Below are 18,125 nucleotides of genomic sequence, written 5' to 3'. Positions count from 1 at the left end.
CGTTACGATTATGGTTGCGCGTGGCGATGGGCGGCCGAGTAGTTGCCGGTCACGTAGTGCTCGAGCTGGCGTTCGATGTCGGTCATCAGGCTCGACGCGCCGATGCGGAACAGGTGCGGCTGCAGCCAGTCGTTGCCGAGCTCTTCCTTCATGACGGTCAGGTACTGCAGCGCGGCCTTGGCGGTGGATACGCCACCGGCCGGCTTGTAGCCGACCTGGAAGCCGGTCTGCTCATGGTAGTCGCGGATCGCACGGACCATGACCAGGGACACCGGAATGGTCGCATTGACGCCTTCCTTGCCGGTCGAGGTCTTGATGAAATCGGCGCCGGCCATCATGCAGACCATCGAGGCCTTGGCCACGTTGTCCAGGGTGACGATGTCGCCGGTGGCGAGGATCGCCTTCACGTGCGCGTCGCCGCAGGCCTGGCGGTAGGCGACCATCTCGTCGTACAGCGCCTGCCAGTTCCCGGTCAGGACGTGCTGGCGGGTGATCACGATGTCGATCTCGGTGGCGCCGGCGGCGACGCTCAATTCGATTTCGCGCAGCTTTGTTTCCAGGCTCGACAGGCCGGCCGGGAAGGCGGTCGACACCGCGGCGATCGGCAGGCGGCCCTGCAGCACTTTCACCGCTGGCTGGATCATCTCGTGGTACACGCAGACCGCGCCGGTGCTCAAGGTTTCGAGGCCGAGGGCCTGCATCAGGTCCGCGCGCAGCGGACGCATCGCCTTCATGCACAGGCGCTCGACCCGGCCCGGGGTGTCGTCGCCGCCGAGGGTGGTCAGGTCCATGCACTCGACCGCGCGGATCAGCCACGCGGCCTGGTATTCCTTCTTGACGGTGCGGCGGTTCGCCAGGCTGGCGGCGCGGCGGTCGGCCGCGTTGCGGTTCACCTTGACATGCTTGACCAGGCCGAGGTCGAGGCCGACGGCGATATTACGTTTGAAATCCAGGGGCTGGGTCATAGCAGTGCGGTTCCGTTCGAAAGAGGTTTGACGCCGAGGTGCTTGGCGAGCGTGGCGCCGATGTCGGAGAAGGTCGATGCGGTCGGCAGTTCCTGCGCGGCGACGCGCGGGCCGAAGAAGATCATCGGGATGTGCTCGCGGGTGTGATCCGAGCCCGGCGCGGTCGGGTCGCATCCGTGGTCCGCCGTGATGACGACCAGGTCGTCGTCCTTCAGCCTGGCCATGAATTCCGGCAGGCGCGCATCCATCTCGTGCAGCGCGTTCGAGTAGCCGGCGACGTCGCGGCGGTGGCCGAAGTGCATGTCGAAGTCGACGAAGTTCACGAAGGTCAGCGATTTGGACGGCGCGGTATCCGCCACTTCGACCAGGCGGTCGAACAGCGCCATATTGTCCGGGCCCTTGATCAGCTGGGTCACGCCCTGGGCCGCGAAGATGTCGCTGATCTTGCCGAGGGCGATGACTTCGCCGCCTTCGTTTTTCACATGGTCGAGCAGCGTCGGGCTGGTCGGCGGCACGGCGTAGTCGTGGCGGTTCGACGTGCGCTTGTAGTCGCCGTTGGCGCCCACGAAGGGACGCGCGATCACGCGCCCGATGTTGTAGGGCTTGACCAGCTCATACGCGGCTTCGCAGACTTCATACAGGCGCTCGAGGCCGAAGTGCGCTTCGTGCGCCGCGATCTGCAGCACCGAGTCGGCCGAGGTGTAGAGGATCGGTTTGCCGGTCGCGACGTGCTCGTCGCCCAGTTCGTTGATGATGGTGGTGCCCGAGGCGTGGCAGTTGCCGAGCCAGCCCGGCACGCCGGTCAACTCCTGCAGCTTGTCCGTCAGCTCTTGCGGGAACGACGGCACCGTCTTCGGGAAGTAGCCCCAGTCGAACAGCACCGGCACGCCGGCGATCTCCCAGTGGCCGCTCTGCGTGTCCTTGCCGGTCGACTGCTCGCGGGCGACGCCCCAGGCGCCGCTGAAGCCGTCGCGCAGGCTGAAGCCCGGCGCCCACTCGCCGCTGGCTTTGTGGGCGGCGGCGGCCAGGCCCAGGCGCTCGAGATTCGGCAGCGCCATCGGCTTGCCCTCTTTCGCGGCCCACTCGGCGATGTGGCCGAAGGTGTTGGCGCCCGTGTCGCCGTATTTGTCGGCGTCGGGCAGCGCGCCCAGGCCGAAGGAGTCCAGCAGGAGGATGAATGCGCGTGACATATCGATGGTCCTCGACGAAGTTAGGCTTGAACGGCGTCCGCGCGCGGGGTCGCGCCCAGGCGCTCGATGAAGGCGTGGATCAGGGTGACCATGTCCTTGGCCGCGACGGCCGCGTACTTCAGGGTCTGCTCGTGCGACAGCGGGAACGGGGTCAGGCCTTCGGCCAGGTTGGTGATCGCCGACATGCCGGCAACCTTCAGGCCGCAGTGGCGCGCCGCGATCACTTCCGGCACCACCGACATGCCGACCACGTCGGCGCCCAGCGTCTTGAAGGCGCGGATTTCAGCGGCGGTCTCGAAGTTCGGGCCCGGGCAAGCCAGGTACACGCCTTCGTTCAGGGTGATGCCCTTGCTTGCCGCGGTTTCCTTGATCAGCGCGCGGATATCGGCGTCGTAGGCGTTGGCCATGCTGAAGAAGCGCGGGCCGAAGCGCTCGTCGTTCGGGCCGGCCATCGGGCTGCCCGGCAGCAGGTTGATGTGGTCGTTCAGGACCACGACACTGCCCGCGTCGACTTCCGGACGCAGCGAGCCGGCCGCATTGGTCACGAACAGCAGTTCGCAGCCGATCAGCTTGAAGGTGCGCACGGCGGAGGTCATCACGCTGGCGCCGTAGCCCTCATAGAAGTGGCCGCGGCCCTTCATGCACACCACCGGCACGCCCGCCAGGGTGCCCAGCACCAGCTCGCCCGCGTGGCCGTGCACGGTGCTGATCGGGAAGCCCGGCAGGTCGGCGTAGCTGATCGAGACGGCGTCCGTCATCTGCTCGGCCAGCACGCCCAGGCCGGAACCCAGGATCAGCGCGACGCGTGGCGCGAAACCGGGTTTGCGCGCCTTGATGACTTCTGCTGCTTCGAATGGAGTGTTGCTGAACATGATCGTCCTTGTGTATGCGGTACGGGAGAGATGAGGAGGGCTGGCACCGATCTTGCTGCTGAGCTTTCTGATGGGCAGCTGATTCGGTACATGTGAATCTGAATATTATAACTATGCATGAAGGGCGATATGTATGGCAAATACCATTTTTCTTCTCGATTTATTGCTTTAAAAAATAAATCAAGCGGTGTATTGTTGGCATGCAGACACATCCAGACACATCACACCATAGAGCGGTTGACACTTTCCAAACATTTATCTAGCATCGATAAACAATTGTTTGATTCCTGACCCAGCCTGGACCGACCGTGAGCGAGCAGCCCAAAAAAGAACAGCTATATGAACTGATCCGCGCGAATCCCTTCATTGCGCAGCAGGACCTCGCGGCGCAACTCGGGCTGTCGCGCTCGGCCGTGGCCAACTACATCGCCACCCTGGTGCGCGAACGCCGCATCCTGGGGCGCGCCTACGTGCTGCCGGACCGCCGGCCGATCCTGTGCATCGGCGCGGCCGTGCTGGACCGCAAGCTGCGCTCCCTCGACAAGCTGGCCCTCGCCACCTCGAACCCCGCTACCCAGAACGAATCCTTCGGCGGCGTGGCCCGCAACATCGCGGAAAACCTGGCGCGCCTGGGCGCCCCGTCGGCCCTGATCACGGCGGTCGGCAACGACGCCTCGGGCCGCGCCCTGCTCGCCCACCTGGAGGACGCCGGCATCGACACCCGCGGCACCCTGCGCCTGGACGGCGTCGGCAGCGGCACCTACACCGCGGTGCTGGACCAGGGCGGCGAGATGGTGGTGGCGCTGGCCGACATGGCCTGCAACGAACACCTGACGCCAGGCTTCCTCGCCAGCCGCCAGCAGCAGCGCCTGGGCGCCGCCCTGGTGGTGGCGGACCTGAACCTGCCGCTCGACACCATCGACGCCCTGGTCGAGGATTCGGCGCGCGAAGGCATCCCGCTGGTGCTGGTGGCGGTGTCGGAACCGAAGATGGCGCGCCTGCCGCAGCAACTCCCCGGCGTGCGCCTCCTGATCCTGAACGAAGGCGAACTGGCCGTGCGCGTGGGCCGCCCGCTGGCCGGCCTGGACGCCATCGCCGCCGCCTGCGCCGAAGTGCAGCGCCAGGGCGTGCAGGACCTGATCGTCACCTGCGGCGCGCGCGGCGTGCTGCACACCAGCCCCGCCGGCCTGCGCAGCCTGGACGCGCCGCGTGCGGAAGTGGTCGACGTCACCGGCGCCGGCGACGCCTTCGCGGCGGCCATCTGCTGGTCGCTGCACGCCGGCGAAACGGACCTGGGCCTGGCCTGCGCGCGCGGCCTCAAGCTGTCCGCCATGACGGTGGCCTGCGCGCAGACCGTCTGCCTGGAGATCGAACCGGGCCTGCTCGACGGCCCGGCGCATTTGAACATTGACACCATATTGGACTAACTGGACTAACAGCATGCAATCCTTCCTCCTGTTCTCGCCCGAAGTGGCAGCCGCACGCGCCGCCGGCAAGCCCGTCGTGGCGCTGGAATCGACCATCATTTCGCACGGCATGCCCTACCCGCAGAACGTGCAGACCGCGCGCGAAGTGGAGCAAATCATCCGCGACGCCGGCGCGGTGCCGGCCACCATCGCCATCATTGGCGGCAAGATCTGCGTCGGCCTCTCGGAAGAACAACTCGAACTGCTCGGCTCTTCGCCGGACGCGATGAAGGTCAGCCGCCGCGACCTGGCCTATGTGCTTTCGACCGGCAAACTGGGTGCCACCACCGTGGCGGCGACCATGATCTGCGCCCAATTGGCCGGCATCGAAGTCTTCGTCACCGGCGGCATCGGCGGCGTGCACCGCGGCGCCGAGACCAGCTTCGACATCTCGGCCGACCTGCAGGAGCTGGCGCACACCAGCGTGGCCGTGGTCTGCGCCGGCGTGAAGTCGATCCTCGACATCGGCCTCACCCTCGAATACCTGGAAACCCACGGCGTGCCGGTGCTGAGCGTCGGCCAGCCGGGCTTCCCCGCCTTCTTCACCCGCGAATCAGGCTTCAAGGCCGACTTCCAGCTCGACACGCCCTCGGAGCAGGCGGCATTCATCCGCACCAAGTGGCAGCTGGGCCTTGCCGGCGGCGTGGTGGTCAGCAATCCGGTGCCGGCGGAGCATGCGATGCCGGGCGAGGAAATCGACGCCATCATCGCCCAGGCACTGGGCGAAGCGGATAGCCAGGGCGTGAAGGGCAAGGCGGTGACGCCCTTCCTGCTGGCGCGGATCAAGGAACTCACGCAAGGACGCAGCCTGGCGACCAATATCGCCCTGGTCAAGCACAACGCCCTGGTCGGCGCGCGCCTGGCGGTGGCCTTGAGCCCGGCAACGGTATAAACGGTATCAATGGTGATAAAGGTCCGGCCATGTCGATCGACCTGAAACAGCTGCGCTACTTCCTCGCGGTGGCGGAAGAAAAGAGTTTTTCGCGCGCGGCCGAGCGCCTGCACATCTCGCAGCCGCCGCTGAGCCAGCAAATCATGAAGCTGGAGAGCGAACTCGGGGTGCGCCTGTTCACGCGCACTACCCGCAGCTTCGAACTGACGGTGGCCGGCAAGGCCCTGATGGCGGAAGCGGCCGAACTGCTGGCCAAGATGCGCATGACGATCGACACCATCCGCCAGATCGACCGCGGCGAAGTCGGCCGCCTGCGGGTCGGCATCGTCGGTTCGGCGATGTGGGGGCCGATTCCCGGCCTGCTGGAGCAGTTCCAGAGCCAGTACCCGCGCGTGACCTGGACCATCCACGAGCTGGGCCCGAACGACCAGTGGGAAGCGCTGCGCGCGCGCCAGATCGACGTCGGTTTCTGGCGCGAGCCGCGCATCGAAGCGGACGTGCTGAAGCAGGCCAACATGCGCCAGGACCTGTGCTTCCGCGAGAACGTGTGCGTGGCGATCAACGCCAGGCATCCCCTGGCGCAGCAGGAGTCCATCGAACTGATCGACATCGCGAACGAGCCGATGCTGACCCTGCACCTGGACCAGTCGGCCGAGCCGCGCTACCTGATCCAGTGCTGCGTGAACGCCGGCTTCCAGCCGACCATCTTCCAGGAAGCGGCCGAGCCGCAGACTTTACTGGCCATGGTCGGCGCCGGCCTCGGCGTGGCGCTGCTGCCCGAAACCACCAGCCGCATCGGCTGGCCCGGCGTGCGCTTCCTGCCGGTGCGTACGAATCCGCCGTCGGCCAATCTCTACATCAGCTATCCGCTGCTGGACGACGCGCCGGTGGTGCGCGCCTTCCTGAATATCCTGTTCCCCGACGAGAACGCGGCTACTGCCGCTTGATCTCGACCGCGACCGTGCTGAGCGAGGCGATCTGGTGCCGTCGCTCGGCGGGACGGGTCAGCACCCGCATGGTGACTTCCATCGGCACGCCGATCTTCGCCAGCTCGGTCGCGGCGCGCGGGCGCCCTTCGCTGGCCGCTTCGTGGATGGCGGCATCGATGAGCAAGGCGGTCTTGTAGTCGTTTCGTCGGTCCATACGGGCATCGTATCATTCTTGCCACTAATCCAGCTCTTTGACAAAATTGATCGACCCAAGTGTGTCGATTTAAAATTATATAAGACACAAACTTTCTTTATTCTGCGTTACTTCGCGCACCGTTCTCACGCATGAGCTGAGGCAAACTCTTGTCAAAACATGAATAACCAGTCCCCACCTTGACAAGGAGCACACCATGAAAACCACCGCTACCCTCTCCGCCCTGATGCTGGCAGTTGCCGTGATGGCCACCGGCTGCAAGAAAGCCGACGACAATCCGAACATGGGCCCTGCCCAGGAAGCCGGCGCCGCCGTCGACAACGCAGCCGCCAACGCAGCCCAGGAAACCCGTGAAGCCGCACAGAAAGTCGAGAACGCGACCGAAAACGCAGCTGCACGCGTCGACGCCGCCGCCGACCGCGCCGGCGAAAACATCGAGAACGCTGCCGACCGTGCCAACCAGAACATGAAGGAAGCCGGCGCCGAGATCAAGCAGGAATCGAAGGAAGCCGCCGCTGAAGTCCGCGCAGCATCGGACAAGGTCGGCGACAAGACCGGCGCAGCGCTGGAACGCGCCGGCGAGAAGCTGCAAGAGAAGCGTTGATCGGCTGAACGGGGACTCCTCCCCGTTCTTCCTCACCGCGCAGGCGGGCGCCGCGGCTCCTAGTGGGTCGCGCCGCCCGCCTGCGCCACGTCGCGCTCCACGCGCACCGCGGTCTCGACCGCGATCCGGATGCTGGAGACGATCGCCTCCAGCGCCATCGACGGCGGCGCGTCGTCACGCGCCTCGGCCTGTTCCGGCAAATACGGCACGTGGATGAACCCCGCCTTCACATTGCGCCCGCTCGCGGCCACATGGCGCATCAGCCCGTAGAACACGTGGTTGCAGACGAAGGTGCCGGCCGTCTGCGACACCCCCGCCCGCAAGCCCGCCTCCCGCATCGCCGCCACCATCGCCTTGATCGGCAAATTGGTGAAATACGCCGCCGGGCCTTCTTCGGCGATGGCCTGGTCGACCGGCTGCCGGCCCGCGTTGTCGAGGATGGAGGCATCGTCGACATTGATCGCCACCCGCTCCACCGAGATCTCTGCCCGCCCGCCGGCCTGGCCGACGGCGATCACCACGTCCGGATGCAGCGCATCGACCATGTCGGCCAGCGCCCGGTTGGCGTCGACGAACACGCAGGGAAGCTGGCGCACCTCGACGCGGAAATCCTCGCCGCTCCAGCCTTCGAGCGCGCGCACGGCTTCCCAAGCGGGGTTGATGGCGGCGCCGTTGAAGGGTTCGAAGCCGGTCAATAAAACGGTCTTGATCATCGGTTCATCAGGAAGTAGAGCAGGAAGACATTCGCCGCCAACAGCGGCAGCGCGGTCGGGACCTGGGCCCGGATCACGGCGTTCTTGTCGGGCAGGTCGAGCAGCGCCGCCGGCACGATGTTGAAGTTGGCGGCCATCGGCGTCATCAATGTACCGCAATAGGCGCTGAACATGCCGATCGCCGCCATCACCGCCGGGTTGGCGCCGTAGACGCCGACCAGCACCGGGATGCCGACGCCGCCCGCCATTACCGGGAAGGCGGCGAAGCCGTTGCCCATCACGATCGTGAACAGCGCCATGCCGATACAGAATACCGCCACCGCGACGAAGCGCGAGTCCATGTTGATGTACGAGGTCGTCACGTGCGCCACCGCCTTGCCGACGCCGGCCTCGGTGAACAGCAGGCCGAGCACCGCCAGCATGTGCGGCAGCACCACGGCCCAGCTCATCGCATCGACCAGGCGGCGCCCTTCGCGCATGCCCTGCAGCGGCGTCGAGCGGGTCAGCCAGCAGGCGGCGGCCACCGCGATGACGGAGGCGCAGCCCAGGCTGACCAGGGTCTGGTGCTTGTCGTCCAGCAGCAGCATGCCCTGGACATGCACGTCCTTGAACACGGTCGCGCACAGCATGGTCACGACCGGGAGCAGCAGCGCCGGGATGAACAGGCGGTTGCCGAGGCGCTCGCTACTGGCGCGGCGCTCTGCTTCCGGCCGCAGCTGCGCCTTGCCGGCGGCGACGCCCTTGAAGCCGGCGACCAGCGCCATCGCGATCATCAAGGCGCCGGCCAGCGCGGGCGGCATCCGCTCGCCCGCCAGGTACAGCAGCGCGTACAGGCCCCAGAACAGCGCGGTCGTGTAGCGGCGCGGGTTGCTCGCGTCGCGCAGGTTCATCACGGCCACGAACACGAACAGCAGGCCGACCAGCAGGTAGAAATGGTCGAGGGTGATCATGCCTTGGCCATCTCCCGCAGGATGTGCGCATCCAGGCGCCGCAGGTTCCAGGCATGGATGATGAAGGCGCTGATCGCGGTCGGGATGCCCCACAGCGCCATGTGCAGCGGATCGACCGCGATGCCCTCGGCCTGCAGGATGGTCTGCATCAGCACGATGGCGCCGAAGGCGACGAAGATGTCCTCGCCGAAGAACAAGCCGACGTTGTCGGTGGCGGCGGACATGGCGCGGATGCGGTGGCGCAGCTTGTCGGGCAGGCTGCCGTAGCGGGTCTCGGCCGCGGCTTCGGCCATCGGCGCCACCAGCGGACGCACCATCGACGCCTGGCCGCCCAGGCTCGTCAATCCGACGGCGGCCGAGGTCTCGCGTGCGAACAGGTAGACGATCAAGAGGCGCCCCGCGGTGGCCGAGCGGACTTTCGCGACGGCCGTCTGCGCACGTTCGCGCAGGCCGAAGCGCTCCAGCAGGCCGATGGCGGCGACCGGCAGCAACAGGATCAGCGGCAGGTTGCGGGTTTTCACAAACGCGGCGCCGAGAGATTCGAGCAGCGCGACGACCGGCATGGCGGCGGCCAGGCCGGTGACGCCGCAGGCCGCCACGACCACCAGCACCGGGTTTGCCCGCAAGAGAAAACCAAGGATGACGACTGCGACCCCGAGCAGGGGCCACAGCTTGACGGCAGATTGCATGAATTCTCCGGCTCGGATTGGAAGCCGGGCAATCTTACCTCAGCTAATCAAGGACGAACCGGGTTGAATGCGCCCTCGCCCACCACCGTGTTCCACTGCCGCACATGGAAGGCGCGCACCAGGCCGTGGGTGACGTAGGGGTCCCTGGCCGCGAACAGCTGGACCGGCTCGGGCGACTCGCAGCTGAACATCAGCACCGCCTGGTCGCTCGGCTCCATCAGCGCGCCCGCGATCACCAGCTCGCCGCGCTCCTGCGCCTCCCAGGCCAATTTCAGGTGCTCGTCACGGAATTCGCCGCGGCGTTCGAGGTAGTCGGGGGCGAGGTCGTACATGAGGAGGTAGTGCACGGGATTCTCCGGTTGGATTGTTAAGGCGTGATGTTGATGGTACTCGATCGCACGAACCAGGGCTGCGCATCTGGCGCCCCGCTCCCCTCGCCCGTCGTACCGGCGCAGGCCGGTAGTCGTAGGCGCCAGTGGCGCGTACGACGGTCTTAAGGCTAACGAATACGGCAAGCGTGCGTGGCGCCCGCGCACCCTATGTCACACTCTTCCCGACCCTTTACCCAGGAGACCGCCATGCAAAAGACCACCATCGCCGGCCATTCGCTGCACTCGATCCTGATGGCCGCCCCCGCAGTCCTGATACCCTTCGGTTTCATCCTCGACGCCCTGCACAGCGCCACCGGCGACGAGGACTACGCCAAGGCGTCCTACCTGAGCATGGCCGGCGGCATCGCCGGCGGCCTGGCAGCCAGCGTCGCGGGGGCCGTGGACTACGCCGCCGAGAAGCCGCAGGGCGACACGAAGCAAGAGGGCCAGCTGCATGCCGCGCTCACCGGCGCCGCGCTGCTGGCCGGCGCCGCCAACCTGATCCTGCGCCGCGAAGGACGCCACGACAGCGGCGGCTCGCTGGCCCTGTCGGCGATCGCGGCCGCCGGCACCCTGGCCTCGAGCTGGTTCGGCATGCGCATGAGCGGTTCCGACCACGCGCAGGTCGGCATGGGCGCGGAAAATGCACAGCAGGACGTGCGTATCGACCACACGGCGCTGGACGTCGAGCAGTACGTCGCGGCCGGCCCGTCCACCACCCTGCATCCGCCGCAATGACGACGGCGGGGCCACCTACGGCCCCGCTCGTTGTTGCGACAAAGCAACTGTTTCGCTGCTCATCCATGTTCCAGCCGACTTTAGCGAAGTGCCGCACAGTGGACAGTCCAGCGGCAGGCGTAGACTGTCCTTCATGGACACGTCAAAGAAAATGGCAGCGGGTATCACCGGATTCGCAAGCTTCTTGTGGCTCACCCTCACGGCCGCCGTCGCGGCCAACCAGCGTCGCCTGGTGTTCAATCCCTGCATCAAGCCCGAAGTCGAAAGCCCGCGCAGCAGCGGGCACCGCACCCGTCCCATCGTCCTGCGCGCCAAGGACGGCACCCGCCTCTCCGGCTGGCTGCTGACGCCCCTGGTGCCCGGTCCCCGCCCCGCCGTGATGTACTTCGGCGGCCGTTCCGAGGAAGTGTCCTGGGTCGCGCGCGACGCGGGCAAGCTCTTCCCCGGCATGACGGTGCTGGCCATGAACTACCGCGGCTACGGCCAGTCGCAGGGCGTGCCGGCCGAAATCCACATGATCGACGACGGCTGCCACCTGTTCGACTGGCTCGCGGCCCTCGGCCAGGTCGACGCGTCGCGCATCGCGGTGGTCGGCCGCAGCCTGGGTTCGGGCGTGGCGGTGCAGGTGGCCAAGGAGCGCCCGGTGCACTCGGTGGTCCTGATTACCCCCTACGATTCGATCCTGGCGATCGCCAAGCGGCGCTTCCGCGTGATGCCGATCGAGTACATGCTGCGCCACCGCTTCGAGTCGATCAAGTACGCGCCCTCGCTCAAGGCGCCGACCTACGTCCTGCGCGCCGCCGAGGACGACGTGGTCCCGCACTCGCACACCGATCAACTGGCCGGCAAGCTGGCCACCCTGGTCGGCGACGACACGGTGCCGGCCTCGGACCACATGAACATCCCCTACCTGGAAGCGACCCAGGCCCTGATCGCCAGCTTCCTCACCAAGCAGTTCAAGAAGCCGGCCGCGATCCCGCAACTGCCGCCGGCCGAGCCGCCCGCATTGAAAGCCGAGGTCGGCGTCGAGGTCGGTCCCGCCCCCGCCGTGGAAACGCCTGCCAGGACGCCTGCCGTCTTGACAACGGCCGACACGATGGACGCCATTGCAAAATAATTGCTGAAAATTGTCAGCAGTTATATTTCCTTGGAATAAATTGCCAAGTAAAATCGTATTTGTCATCAATATGTCGCTTGATGCATATTTGACAGGTTGCGCCGCGCAGGTCCGTTACGTCCTTTTTGCGCGGTAAGGAAGCCTGGTTCGCCGCCCGCGCTGTTGCAGGCGAGCGACATGCATCATGCGCTGTCTGTGAGAATCAACATCGCGTTACAAATCGACGTCCCGCGCACGCCGTGCGGCTGACACAATGCGCTACGCATTGCCCAGCTCCCTTGTGCGTGGATGATGCAGCTTGCGCTGCCCGCTCCCAGCCTCAGGCTTGCGGCGGGTACAATATCGAAATTCCCAGGAGCCTCATTCATGAAACTTAAGCAACTCAGCATGACCATCGCGGCGCTCGCCGTCGCCGGCAGCGCAGCAGCGGCGCCCGCCGCGCCCAAGCTCGGCATGGTCTACGATGCGGGCGGCAAGTTCGACAAATCGTTCAACCAGTCGGCCTTCGAGGGCCTGCAGCGCTTCTCGAAAGAGACCGGCATCAAGGTCTTCGAAGCGCAAGCCAGCAGCGACACCCAGGCCGAACAGGTCATGCGCGGCCTTGCCCGCAAGAAGCTGGACCTGATCGCCGCCATCGGTTTCTCCCAGACCCAGGCCGTGCAAAAGGTTGCCAAGGAATTCCCGAACGTGCGCTTCGTGCTGATCGACAGCATCGCGCAGGGTAACAACATCAACTCGGTGATGTTCAAGGAACAGGAAGGCTCCTACCTGGTCGGCGTCGCCGCCGCCATGGCGTCCAAGTCGCACAAGCTCGGCTTCGTCGGCGGCATGGACATCCCCCTGATCCGCGCCTTCGCCTGCGGCTATTCGCAGGGAGCGAAAGCACAATATCCGAAGTCGGAAATCGTCCAGAACATGGTCGGCACCACCGCCGCCGCCTGGAACGACCCGGCCAAGGGCGGAGAATTGGCGCGCGCCCAGTTCGACCGCGGCGTCGACGTGGTCTTCGCCGTGGCCGGCGGCAGCGGCATGGGCACGCTGCAGATGGCCAAGGAAAAGGGCAAGCTGGCGATCGGCGTCGACTCGAACCAGAACTACCTGCACCCGGGCACCATGCTGACCTCGATGGTCAAGCGCGTGGACGTCGCCGTCTACGATTCCTTCATGGCGATGAAGAACGGCACCTGGAAAGGTGGCGTCACCTATAAAGGCCTGAAGGAAGGCGGCGTCGACTGGGTCCTGGACAAGGACAACCGCAAGGTCGTCTCGCCGGAGATCGAAAAGCGCGTGAACGCCGTGCGCACCGACATCATCAACGGCAAGATCAAGGTCATCGACTACCGCGCGGCAGGCAGCTGCCCGGTCTGATCGATCTATTCCCATTCAAAGCGCGCCGCACCGGATAAAACCGGTCCGGCGCGCTTTTGAATACAGCACTCACCATTTTTGAAATACAGATCGCAATGCAGCCAGCCGTAGAATTTCGCAACATTAGCAAGGCCTTCGGGGCCGTGCAGGCGAACGCTGACGTCAGCTTCTCGATCGCCAAAGGCTCGATCCATGGTGTGATCGGCGAGAATGGCGCGGGCAAGTCCACCCTCATGAGCATCCTGTACGGCTACTACAATGCCGACAGCGGACAGTTGCTGATCGACGGCGAGGAGCGCACCATCCGCACCTCGCACGAGGCGATCGCACTGGGCATCGGCATGGTCCACCAGCACTTCATGCTGGTCGAGAACATGACGGTGCTCGACAACGTCATGCTCGGCACCGAGGGCGGCTTCAAGCTGGCCGCAAAGCGCAAGGAGACGGAGGCGAAGCTGCGCGAGATCTGCGCCCGCTACCGCCTCGACGTCGACCCGCTGGCCACCATCCACGACCTGTCGGTGGGCGCCCAGCAGCGCGTCGAGATCCTCAAGCAGATCTACCGCAGCGCCGAGATCCTGATCCTGGACGAGCCGACCGCCGTCCTCACCGCCCAGGAAACCGCCTCGCTGTTCGAGATCCTGCGCCTGTTCAAGGAACAGGGCAAGACCATCATCCTGATCACCCACAAGCTGGGCGAGATCATGGAGATCACCGACCAGGTGACCGTGATGCGCGCGGGCCGCGTGGCCGGCGCCGTCGCGACGCGAGACACGTCCAAAGAGCAGCTGGCCAACATGATGGTCGGCCGTCCGATCGAAGGCAACCTGCCGCGCAAGCCTTTCAATCCGGGCGCGCCGGTGCTGAAAGTGAGCGGCCTGCAGCTGCAGGACAAGCAGGGCGTCAAACTCCTGTCCGACATCGACCTCACCGTGCGCGCCGGCGAAATCGTCGCCATCGCGGGCGTGTCCGGCAACGGCCAGAGCGAGCTGATGGAAATCCTGTCCGGCATGCGCCTGCCCTCTTCCGGCACCGTCGAATTCCTCGGCAAGGCGCTTCCCTTTGCGCGCCGCTCCAACGCCGACGGCCTGCCGGCCGAATTCCGCGACCTCGGCATCGGCCACGTGCCGGAAGACCGCCTGCGCGACGGCGTCATCAAGGATTTCTCGGTGATGCAGAACACCGTGTTCGGCTACCAGGACCGGGTCAAGAACAAGGCCGGCCTGTTCGACTTCAAGGCCATCGCCGACCGCTGCGCCCACCTGCTGGAAGCCTTCGACGTGCGTCCCAAGAACCCGGACCTGCGCATCGGCCTTCTGTCCGGCGGCAACCAGCAGAAGGTCGTGATCGCGCGCGAAGTCTCGGCCGCGCCGAAGCTGATGCTGGTCGGCCAGCCGACCCGCGGCGTCGACATCGGCACCATCGAAAGCATCCACACCCAGCTGCTGCGCCTGCGCGACGAGGGTGTCGCGATCCTGCTGGTGTCGACCGAGCTGGAAGAAGTGCGCGCCCTGGCCGACCGCATCGTGGTCGTCTCGGGCGGCCGGGTCACCGGTGAGCTGAACATCGACGAATTCGACACCACCCGCATCGGCCTCCTGATGGGCGGGATGCACAAGCACTGACATGAAGACTACTGAACTCCCACGCTGGGCCTCCGGCTTCGTCCTGCCCGTCCTGAACCTGCTCTCCGCGCTGCTGGTCGCCGCGCTGGTGATCCACCTGCTCGGCGAAAGCCCGGTCGAATCGCTGCAGATCCTGATCAACAGCGCCGTCATCAATCCGGAAGGCCTGAGCTACACGCTGTTCTACGCCTCGACCTTCATCTTCACCGGTCTCGCGGTCTCGGTGGCGATGAAGGCGGGGCTGTTCAACATCGGCGCCGAAGGCCAGATGTACCTGGGCGGCCTGGGCCTGACCCTGGCCATGCTGTCGTTCGACGCGACGCTGTCGCCCTGGCTGCTGATCCCGCTGGCGATGGTGGCCAGCGCCGTGTTCGGCGCCGCCTGGGCCTTCCTGCCGGGCTACCTGCAGGCCAAGCGCGGCAGCCACGTGGTGGTCACGACCATCATGTTCAACTTCATCGCCGCCAACCTGATGAACTGGCTGATCGTCGGCTTCCTGATCCCCGAGGGCGACCAGAACCCGGCCAGCCGCACCTTCAGCGAAGCCGCCGCGATGCCGCGCCTGTTCGACTGGTTCCCGGCGCTGGGCGACACGCCGCTCAACATCTCCTTCCTGATCGCGATCGTGGCGCTGGTGATCTACGGCGTCGTGATGTCGCGCTCGTCCTGGGGTTACAAGCTGCAGGCCACGGGCCTGAACCAGCACGCGGCCCACTACGCGGGCGTGCGCATCAGCCGCATGATCGTGGTCGCCATGCTGATCTCGGGCGCGCTGGCCGGCCTGGCCGCGGTGAACTCGATCATGGGCTCGACCCACTACCTGAGCCTGAACTTCCCGGCCGGCGCCGGTTTCATCGGCATCGCGATCGCGCTGATGGGCCGCCAGAACCCGGTCGGCATCTTCCTCTCCTCGGTGCTGTTCGGCGCGCTGATCCAGGGCGGCTTCGACCTGTCGCTGGAAAAACCGAACATCCCGCAAGAGACCTTCATCTTCATTCAAGGCCTGATCATCCTGTTCTGCGGCGCCATGGAAAACATGTACGGCCCGGCGGTCCTGAAACTGATCAACGCAACTCGTAGGGGCTAATACCATGGAAGACTTCCAGTTCGCCAGCATCCTCGTCTCCACCATCCGCAACGCCCCGGTCCTGATCTTCGCGGCGATGGCCGGCCTGTTCGCCGAACGCAGCGGCGTGGTCGACATCGGCCTCGAGGGCAAGATCCTCGCCTCGGCCTTCGTGTCGGCCGGCGTCGCCTATACCTACCAGGACCCGTGGATCGGCATCGCCGCCGGCATCCTGGTCTCGGTGGCCCTCGCGCTGGTGCAGGCCTTCGTGTCGATCACGCAGAAGGGCAACCAGCTGGTCGCGGGCATCGCGATCAACATCGCCATGAGCGGCCTGACCTTCGTCGTGGCCCAGTACTTCTTCCAGCAGGGCGGCCGCACGCCGGACCTGGGAGAAGCGCGCCTGACGGACGTGGTCCTGCCGGGCACCGCCGCGGTGGCCGACATCCCCTTCCTCGGCTGGTTCTACGGCCACCTGATCGGCGGCCACTCGGTGCTGGTCTACCTCGCCTTCCTGCTGCTGCCGGTCGTGCACTGGGTCCTGTTCCACAGCCGCTTCGGCCTGCGCCTGCGCGCCTGCGGCGAGAATCCGCATGCGGCCGACGCCGCCGGCGTCTCGGTGCAGCGCACCCGCTACGCGGCCATGCTGATCGCCGGCGTGCTGTGCTCGTTCTCGGGCGCCTACCTGTCGGTGGTCCAGAGCGGTTTCTTCCTGCGCGACATGTCGGCCGGCGCCGGCTACCTGGCGCTGACCGCGCTGGTGTTTGGCAACTGGCGTCCGGTGCACACGGTGCTGGGTTGCCTGATGTTCGCCTTCTTCCAGGCGGTGCAGATCCAGATCGAAGGCGTCGACCTGCCGGTGGTGGGCCGGATTCCGGGCTCGCTGATCCAGATGATCCCGTACGTCGTGACCGTCATCGTGCTGGCAGGCCTGATGGCCAAGTCGGTGGCGCCGAAGGCGCTCGGCAAGCCCTTCGTGAAATCGCGCTGATCGCCCCCTGCTCCCGACAAAAATGGCCTGCATTGCTGCAGGCCATTTTTTATTGCCCATGTTGTGAGCAAATGTGACCAGGGTAAGGCTTTGTAAGCATGGTCATCGAGGCACGTTCGGGGCCCGTTGATCCATCAGGTGACACGATAACCGTACGCCAGAAACGACTATAAAGGACTCATGACATGAAGCAGACCATTGCCACCCTGATCGTCGCCCTGTCCGCCGCATCGGCATTCGCCCAGACCACCACCCCGGCCATGCCGGCAACCCAGACCACCCCGGCCAGCCCGCAAACCACGGCCACGCCGACCAGCCCGGTGCCGCCGGTGAGCGATACCACCGCGACCGCCACCTCCCCGGCCTCGCCGACCACCGCGACCCCTGCGCCCGCTCCGGCCGACAAGACCGACACCATGCAGGACAAACAGGACGATAAGTCGAAAGACAAGAAGTCCAAAGACAAGAAGTAAGCCCTACATCAGCGCCGGGTCGACGGTTTCCCTGCCGCTGCCCCGGCGACCGGACCGCTTGAAAGTCCACATCACACCTACCCCACCCGACACGCCGCTGTCCTTCACGTGCAGCGGGCTGTCGCGGTTCGCCGCTCCCTTGAAGCTCTCGTAGCGCACATAGCCGAACAGGCGCACGTCCTCGTTGACGCGGCGCGAGCCGAACAGGCCGAGGCGCGTCGCGATCAGGCCGGAATCGGCCGCATAGGCCGCACGCGTCGCGGTCGCATACTGCGGCGCGACTTCATAGAAATGCCGGTTGATGCGGCGGTCGCCCAGCACCACCGACAGGTTCGTCTCCAGCGTCCACACGCCGCGCTCGCCGGCCATCTCGTAGGCCACGCGCGGCTCGAAGGTGTACCCGCGCGCATGCAGGCCGCCGCGCGCCTCGATCACCGCCCGCAGCGGGAATTCGGCGCGGATGCGGCGATTGTTGCCCATGTCCGCCAGGCGCAGCTTCAGGCGCGGGCCGAATTCGATCAGCGGGCCGAGATCCGGCATCCCGGCGCGCTCGTCGACGTCGTCCGAATCCGAGGGCAAGGCGCCGGCGAAGCCGATGTCGAACTCGGCGCGGTCGGAGCTGAACAGGCGGGCGTTCACGCCGGAGCGGTCGGCGCGCAGGACTTCCCCTCGGTAGACGATATTGGGGAACACCAGCACACGGTTTTCGCGCTCGTCGGCGCCGGGGTAGGACGGGGTGGAGAGGGCGGCGGCGCCGAGGCCGAATTCCCAGAGGGGGAGATTGGCGTCGGGCGTGGTTTGCGCGTGGGCGGTGGTGGCGAGGAAGAGGCAGGCGGCGCAGGCGGCCTTGAGAGAAGTGGTCATGGTGTTTGTCGTCGGTTCGGGTGAACGC

At 66.0% G+C, this 18,125-nt stretch carries 20 protein-coding genes; 11 read left to right on the top strand and 9 right to left on the bottom strand.

Annotated elements, in window-relative coordinates:
• Positions 1-8: 8 nt before the first annotated feature.
• From deoC to xapA, 3 genes are read right to left on the bottom strand one after another with little or no spacing between them, the layout of a single operon-like run.
• On the bottom strand, positions 9-965 hold the full coding sequence (gene deoC / locus LQ564_RS13590; RefSeq protein ID WP_231058643.1) for a deoxyribose-phosphate aldolase: 957 nt from the start codon (positions 963-965) through the stop codon (positions 9-11).
• Positions 962-2,155: a phosphopentomutase gene (locus tag LQ564_RS13585; RefSeq protein WP_231058642.1), complete on the bottom strand. Its 1,194-nt coding sequence runs from the start codon at positions 2,153-2,155 to the stop codon at positions 962-964. Before LQ564_RS13585 ends, deoC begins: the two co-directional genes overlap by 4 nt.
• A 20-nt stretch (positions 2,156-2,175) precedes the next feature.
• Positions 2,176-3,027, bottom strand: coding sequence for a xanthosine phosphorylase (gene xapA, locus LQ564_RS13580; protein WP_231058641.1), 852 nt, complete (start codon positions 3,025-3,027; stop codon positions 2,176-2,178).
• Between the two features lie 308 nt (positions 3,028-3,335).
• On the opposite strand from xapA, the gene LQ564_RS13575 reads away from it, so the two are divergent.
• The 3 genes from LQ564_RS13575 to LQ564_RS13565 are packed head-to-tail and all read left to right on the top strand — an operon-like array spanning position 3,336 to position 6,332.
• Complete coding sequence (locus tag LQ564_RS13575; protein WP_231058640.1) at positions 3,336-4,454, top strand: carbohydrate kinase; 1,119 nt, start codon at positions 3,336-3,338, stop codon at positions 4,452-4,454.
• Positions 4,455-4,467: 13 nt separating this feature from the next.
• A complete protein-coding gene (locus LQ564_RS13570) occupies positions 4,468-5,385 on the top strand; it encodes a pseudouridine-5'-phosphate glycosidase (protein WP_231058639.1) in 918 nt (305 codons plus the stop codon).
• A gap of 29 nt (positions 5,386-5,414) precedes the next feature.
• A complete protein-coding gene (locus tag LQ564_RS13565) occupies positions 5,415-6,332 on the top strand; it encodes a LysR family transcriptional regulator (RefSeq protein WP_231058638.1) in 918 nt (305 codons plus the stop codon).
• Here LQ564_RS13565 and LQ564_RS13560 read toward each other — a convergent pair.
• Positions 6,319-6,528, bottom strand: coding sequence for a hypothetical protein (locus tag LQ564_RS13560; protein ID WP_231058637.1), 210 nt, complete (start codon positions 6,526-6,528; stop codon positions 6,319-6,321). The two genes, LQ564_RS13565 and LQ564_RS13560, sit on opposite strands and share 14 nt — an antisense overlap.
• Before the next feature lie 196 nt (positions 6,529-6,724).
• On the opposite strand from LQ564_RS13560, the gene LQ564_RS13555 reads away from it, so the two are divergent.
• Complete coding sequence (locus tag LQ564_RS13555; RefSeq protein ID WP_231058636.1) at positions 6,725-7,132, top strand: hypothetical protein; 408 nt, start codon at positions 6,725-6,727, stop codon at positions 7,130-7,132.
• Positions 7,133-7,191: 59 nt separating this feature from the next.
• Here the strand turns inward: LQ564_RS13555 and pcp are convergent, their stop codons facing one another.
• From pcp to LQ564_RS13535, 4 genes are read right to left on the bottom strand one after another with little or no spacing between them, the layout of a single operon-like run.
• Complete coding sequence (gene pcp / locus LQ564_RS13550) at positions 7,192-7,842, bottom strand: pyroglutamyl-peptidase I (protein WP_231058980.1); 651 nt, start codon at positions 7,840-7,842, stop codon at positions 7,192-7,194.
• The gene (locus LQ564_RS13545; RefSeq protein ID WP_231058635.1) at positions 7,842-8,795 is read right to left on the bottom strand and encodes a DUF979 domain-containing protein; all 954 of its coding nucleotides are present in this window, start codon (positions 8,793-8,795) and stop codon (positions 7,842-7,844) included. Before LQ564_RS13545 ends, pcp begins: the two co-directional genes overlap by 1 nt.
• The gene (locus LQ564_RS13540) at positions 8,792-9,484 is read right to left on the bottom strand and encodes a DUF969 domain-containing protein (protein ID WP_231058634.1); all 693 of its coding nucleotides are present in this window, start codon (positions 9,482-9,484) and stop codon (positions 8,792-8,794) included. Before LQ564_RS13540 ends, LQ564_RS13545 begins: the two co-directional genes overlap by 4 nt.
• Before the next feature lie 47 nt (positions 9,485-9,531).
• Positions 9,532-9,831, bottom strand: coding sequence for a YciI-like protein (locus tag LQ564_RS13535; protein WP_231058633.1), 300 nt, complete (start codon positions 9,829-9,831; stop codon positions 9,532-9,534).
• A gap of 231 nt (positions 9,832-10,062) precedes the next feature.
• Here LQ564_RS13535 and LQ564_RS13530 point away from each other — a divergent pair, with 231 nt between their 5' ends.
• The 7 genes from LQ564_RS13530 (at position 10,063) to LQ564_RS13500 (ending at position 17,233) form a co-directional block, all read left to right on the top strand.
• Positions 10,063-10,593 carry a DUF2231 domain-containing protein gene (locus LQ564_RS13530; RefSeq protein WP_231058632.1) on the top strand — a complete coding sequence of 177 codons (531 nt, stop codon included), beginning with the start codon at positions 10,063-10,065 and terminating at the stop codon, positions 10,591-10,593.
• A gap of 184 nt (positions 10,594-10,777) precedes the next feature.
• Complete coding sequence (locus LQ564_RS13525; RefSeq protein WP_231058631.1) at positions 10,778-11,710, top strand: alpha/beta hydrolase; 933 nt, start codon at positions 10,778-10,780, stop codon at positions 11,708-11,710.
• Between the two features lie 366 nt (positions 11,711-12,076).
• A complete protein-coding gene (locus LQ564_RS13520; RefSeq protein ID WP_231058630.1) occupies positions 12,077-13,078 on the top strand; it encodes a BMP family lipoprotein in 1,002 nt (333 codons plus the stop codon).
• 95 nt (positions 13,079-13,173) lie between these two features.
• A complete protein-coding gene (locus LQ564_RS13515; protein WP_231058629.1) occupies positions 13,174-14,703 on the top strand; it encodes an ABC transporter ATP-binding protein in 1,530 nt (509 codons plus the stop codon).
• A gap of 1 nt (position 14,704) precedes the next feature.
• Positions 14,705-15,790, top strand: a complete 1,086-nt coding sequence (locus tag LQ564_RS13510; RefSeq protein WP_231058628.1) for an ABC transporter permease — start codon at positions 14,705-14,707, stop codon at positions 15,788-15,790.
• 4 nt (positions 15,791-15,794) lie between these two features.
• Positions 15,795-16,760, top strand: a complete 966-nt coding sequence (locus LQ564_RS13505) for an ABC transporter permease (RefSeq protein ID WP_231058627.1) — start codon at positions 15,795-15,797, stop codon at positions 16,758-16,760.
• 185 nt (positions 16,761-16,945) lie between these two features.
• On the top strand, positions 16,946-17,233 hold the full coding sequence (locus LQ564_RS13500) for a hypothetical protein (protein ID WP_231058626.1): 288 nt from the start codon (positions 16,946-16,948) through the stop codon (positions 17,231-17,233).
• Positions 17,234-17,236: 3 nt separating this feature from the next.
• Here LQ564_RS13500 and LQ564_RS13495 read toward each other — a convergent pair whose 3' ends face one another.
• Positions 17,237-18,097 (bottom strand): MipA/OmpV family protein, encoded by an 861-nt coding sequence (locus LQ564_RS13495; protein WP_231058625.1) that lies wholly within the window; start codon positions 18,095-18,097, stop codon positions 17,237-17,239.
• Positions 18,098-18,125 lie beyond the last annotated feature (28 nt).

It is taken from the genome of Massilia phyllostachyos (genome assembly GCF_021044825.1).
GTDB lineage: Bacteria > Pseudomonadota > Gammaproteobacteria > Burkholderiales > Burkholderiaceae_D > Telluria > Telluria phyllostachyos.
This window is presented reverse-complemented; position numbering and strand designations above follow the sequence as displayed.

What these genes read in the sequence shown, in the direction of transcription:
- LQ564_RS13560 (WP_231058637.1), bottom strand. Translation starts at nt 6,528, where the DNA reads ATGGACCGACGAAACGACTACAAGACCGCCTTGCTCATCGATGCCGCC.
- LQ564_RS13545 (WP_231058635.1), bottom strand. Translation starts at nt 8,795, where the DNA reads ATGATCACCCTCGACCATTTCTACCTGCTGGTCGGCCTGCTGTTCGTG.
- LQ564_RS13495 (WP_231058625.1), bottom strand. Translation starts at nt 18,097, where the DNA reads ATGACCACTTCTCTCAAGGCCGCCTGCGCCGCCTGCCTCTTCCTCGCC.
- LQ564_RS13530 (WP_231058632.1), top strand. Translation starts at nt 10,063, where the DNA reads ATGCAAAAGACCACCATCGCCGGCCATTCGCTGCACTCGATCCTGATG.
- LQ564_RS13565 (WP_231058638.1), top strand. Translation starts at nt 5,415, where the DNA reads ATGTCGATCGACCTGAAACAGCTGCGCTACTTCCTCGCGGTGGCGGAA.
- LQ564_RS13540 (WP_231058634.1), bottom strand. Translation starts at nt 9,484, where the DNA reads ATGCAATCTGCCGTCAAGCTGTGGCCCCTGCTCGGGGTCGCAGTCGTC.
- LQ564_RS13500 (WP_231058626.1), top strand. Translation starts at nt 16,946, where the DNA reads ATGAAGCAGACCATTGCCACCCTGATCGTCGCCCTGTCCGCCGCATCG.
- LQ564_RS13555 (WP_231058636.1), top strand. Translation starts at nt 6,725, where the DNA reads ATGAAAACCACCGCTACCCTCTCCGCCCTGATGCTGGCAGTTGCCGTG.
- xapA (WP_231058641.1), bottom strand. Translation starts at nt 3,027, where the DNA reads ATGTTCAGCAACACTCCATTCGAAGCAGCAGAAGTCATCAAGGCGCGC.
- LQ564_RS13510 (WP_231058628.1), top strand. Translation starts at nt 14,705, where the DNA reads ATGAAGACTACTGAACTCCCACGCTGGGCCTCCGGCTTCGTCCTGCCC.
- LQ564_RS13570 (WP_231058639.1), top strand. Translation starts at nt 4,468, where the DNA reads ATGCAATCCTTCCTCCTGTTCTCGCCCGAAGTGGCAGCCGCACGCGCC.
- LQ564_RS13520 (WP_231058630.1), top strand. Translation starts at nt 12,077, where the DNA reads ATGAAACTTAAGCAACTCAGCATGACCATCGCGGCGCTCGCCGTCGCC.
- deoC (WP_231058643.1), bottom strand. Translation starts at nt 965, where the DNA reads ATGACCCAGCCCCTGGATTTCAAACGTAATATCGCCGTCGGCCTCGAC.
- LQ564_RS13515 (WP_231058629.1), top strand. Translation starts at nt 13,174, where the DNA reads ATGCAGCCAGCCGTAGAATTTCGCAACATTAGCAAGGCCTTCGGGGCC.
- LQ564_RS13505 (WP_231058627.1), top strand. Translation starts at nt 15,795, where the DNA reads ATGGAAGACTTCCAGTTCGCCAGCATCCTCGTCTCCACCATCCGCAAC.
- LQ564_RS13585 (WP_231058642.1), bottom strand. Translation starts at nt 2,155, where the DNA reads ATGTCACGCGCATTCATCCTCCTGCTGGACTCCTTCGGCCTGGGCGCG.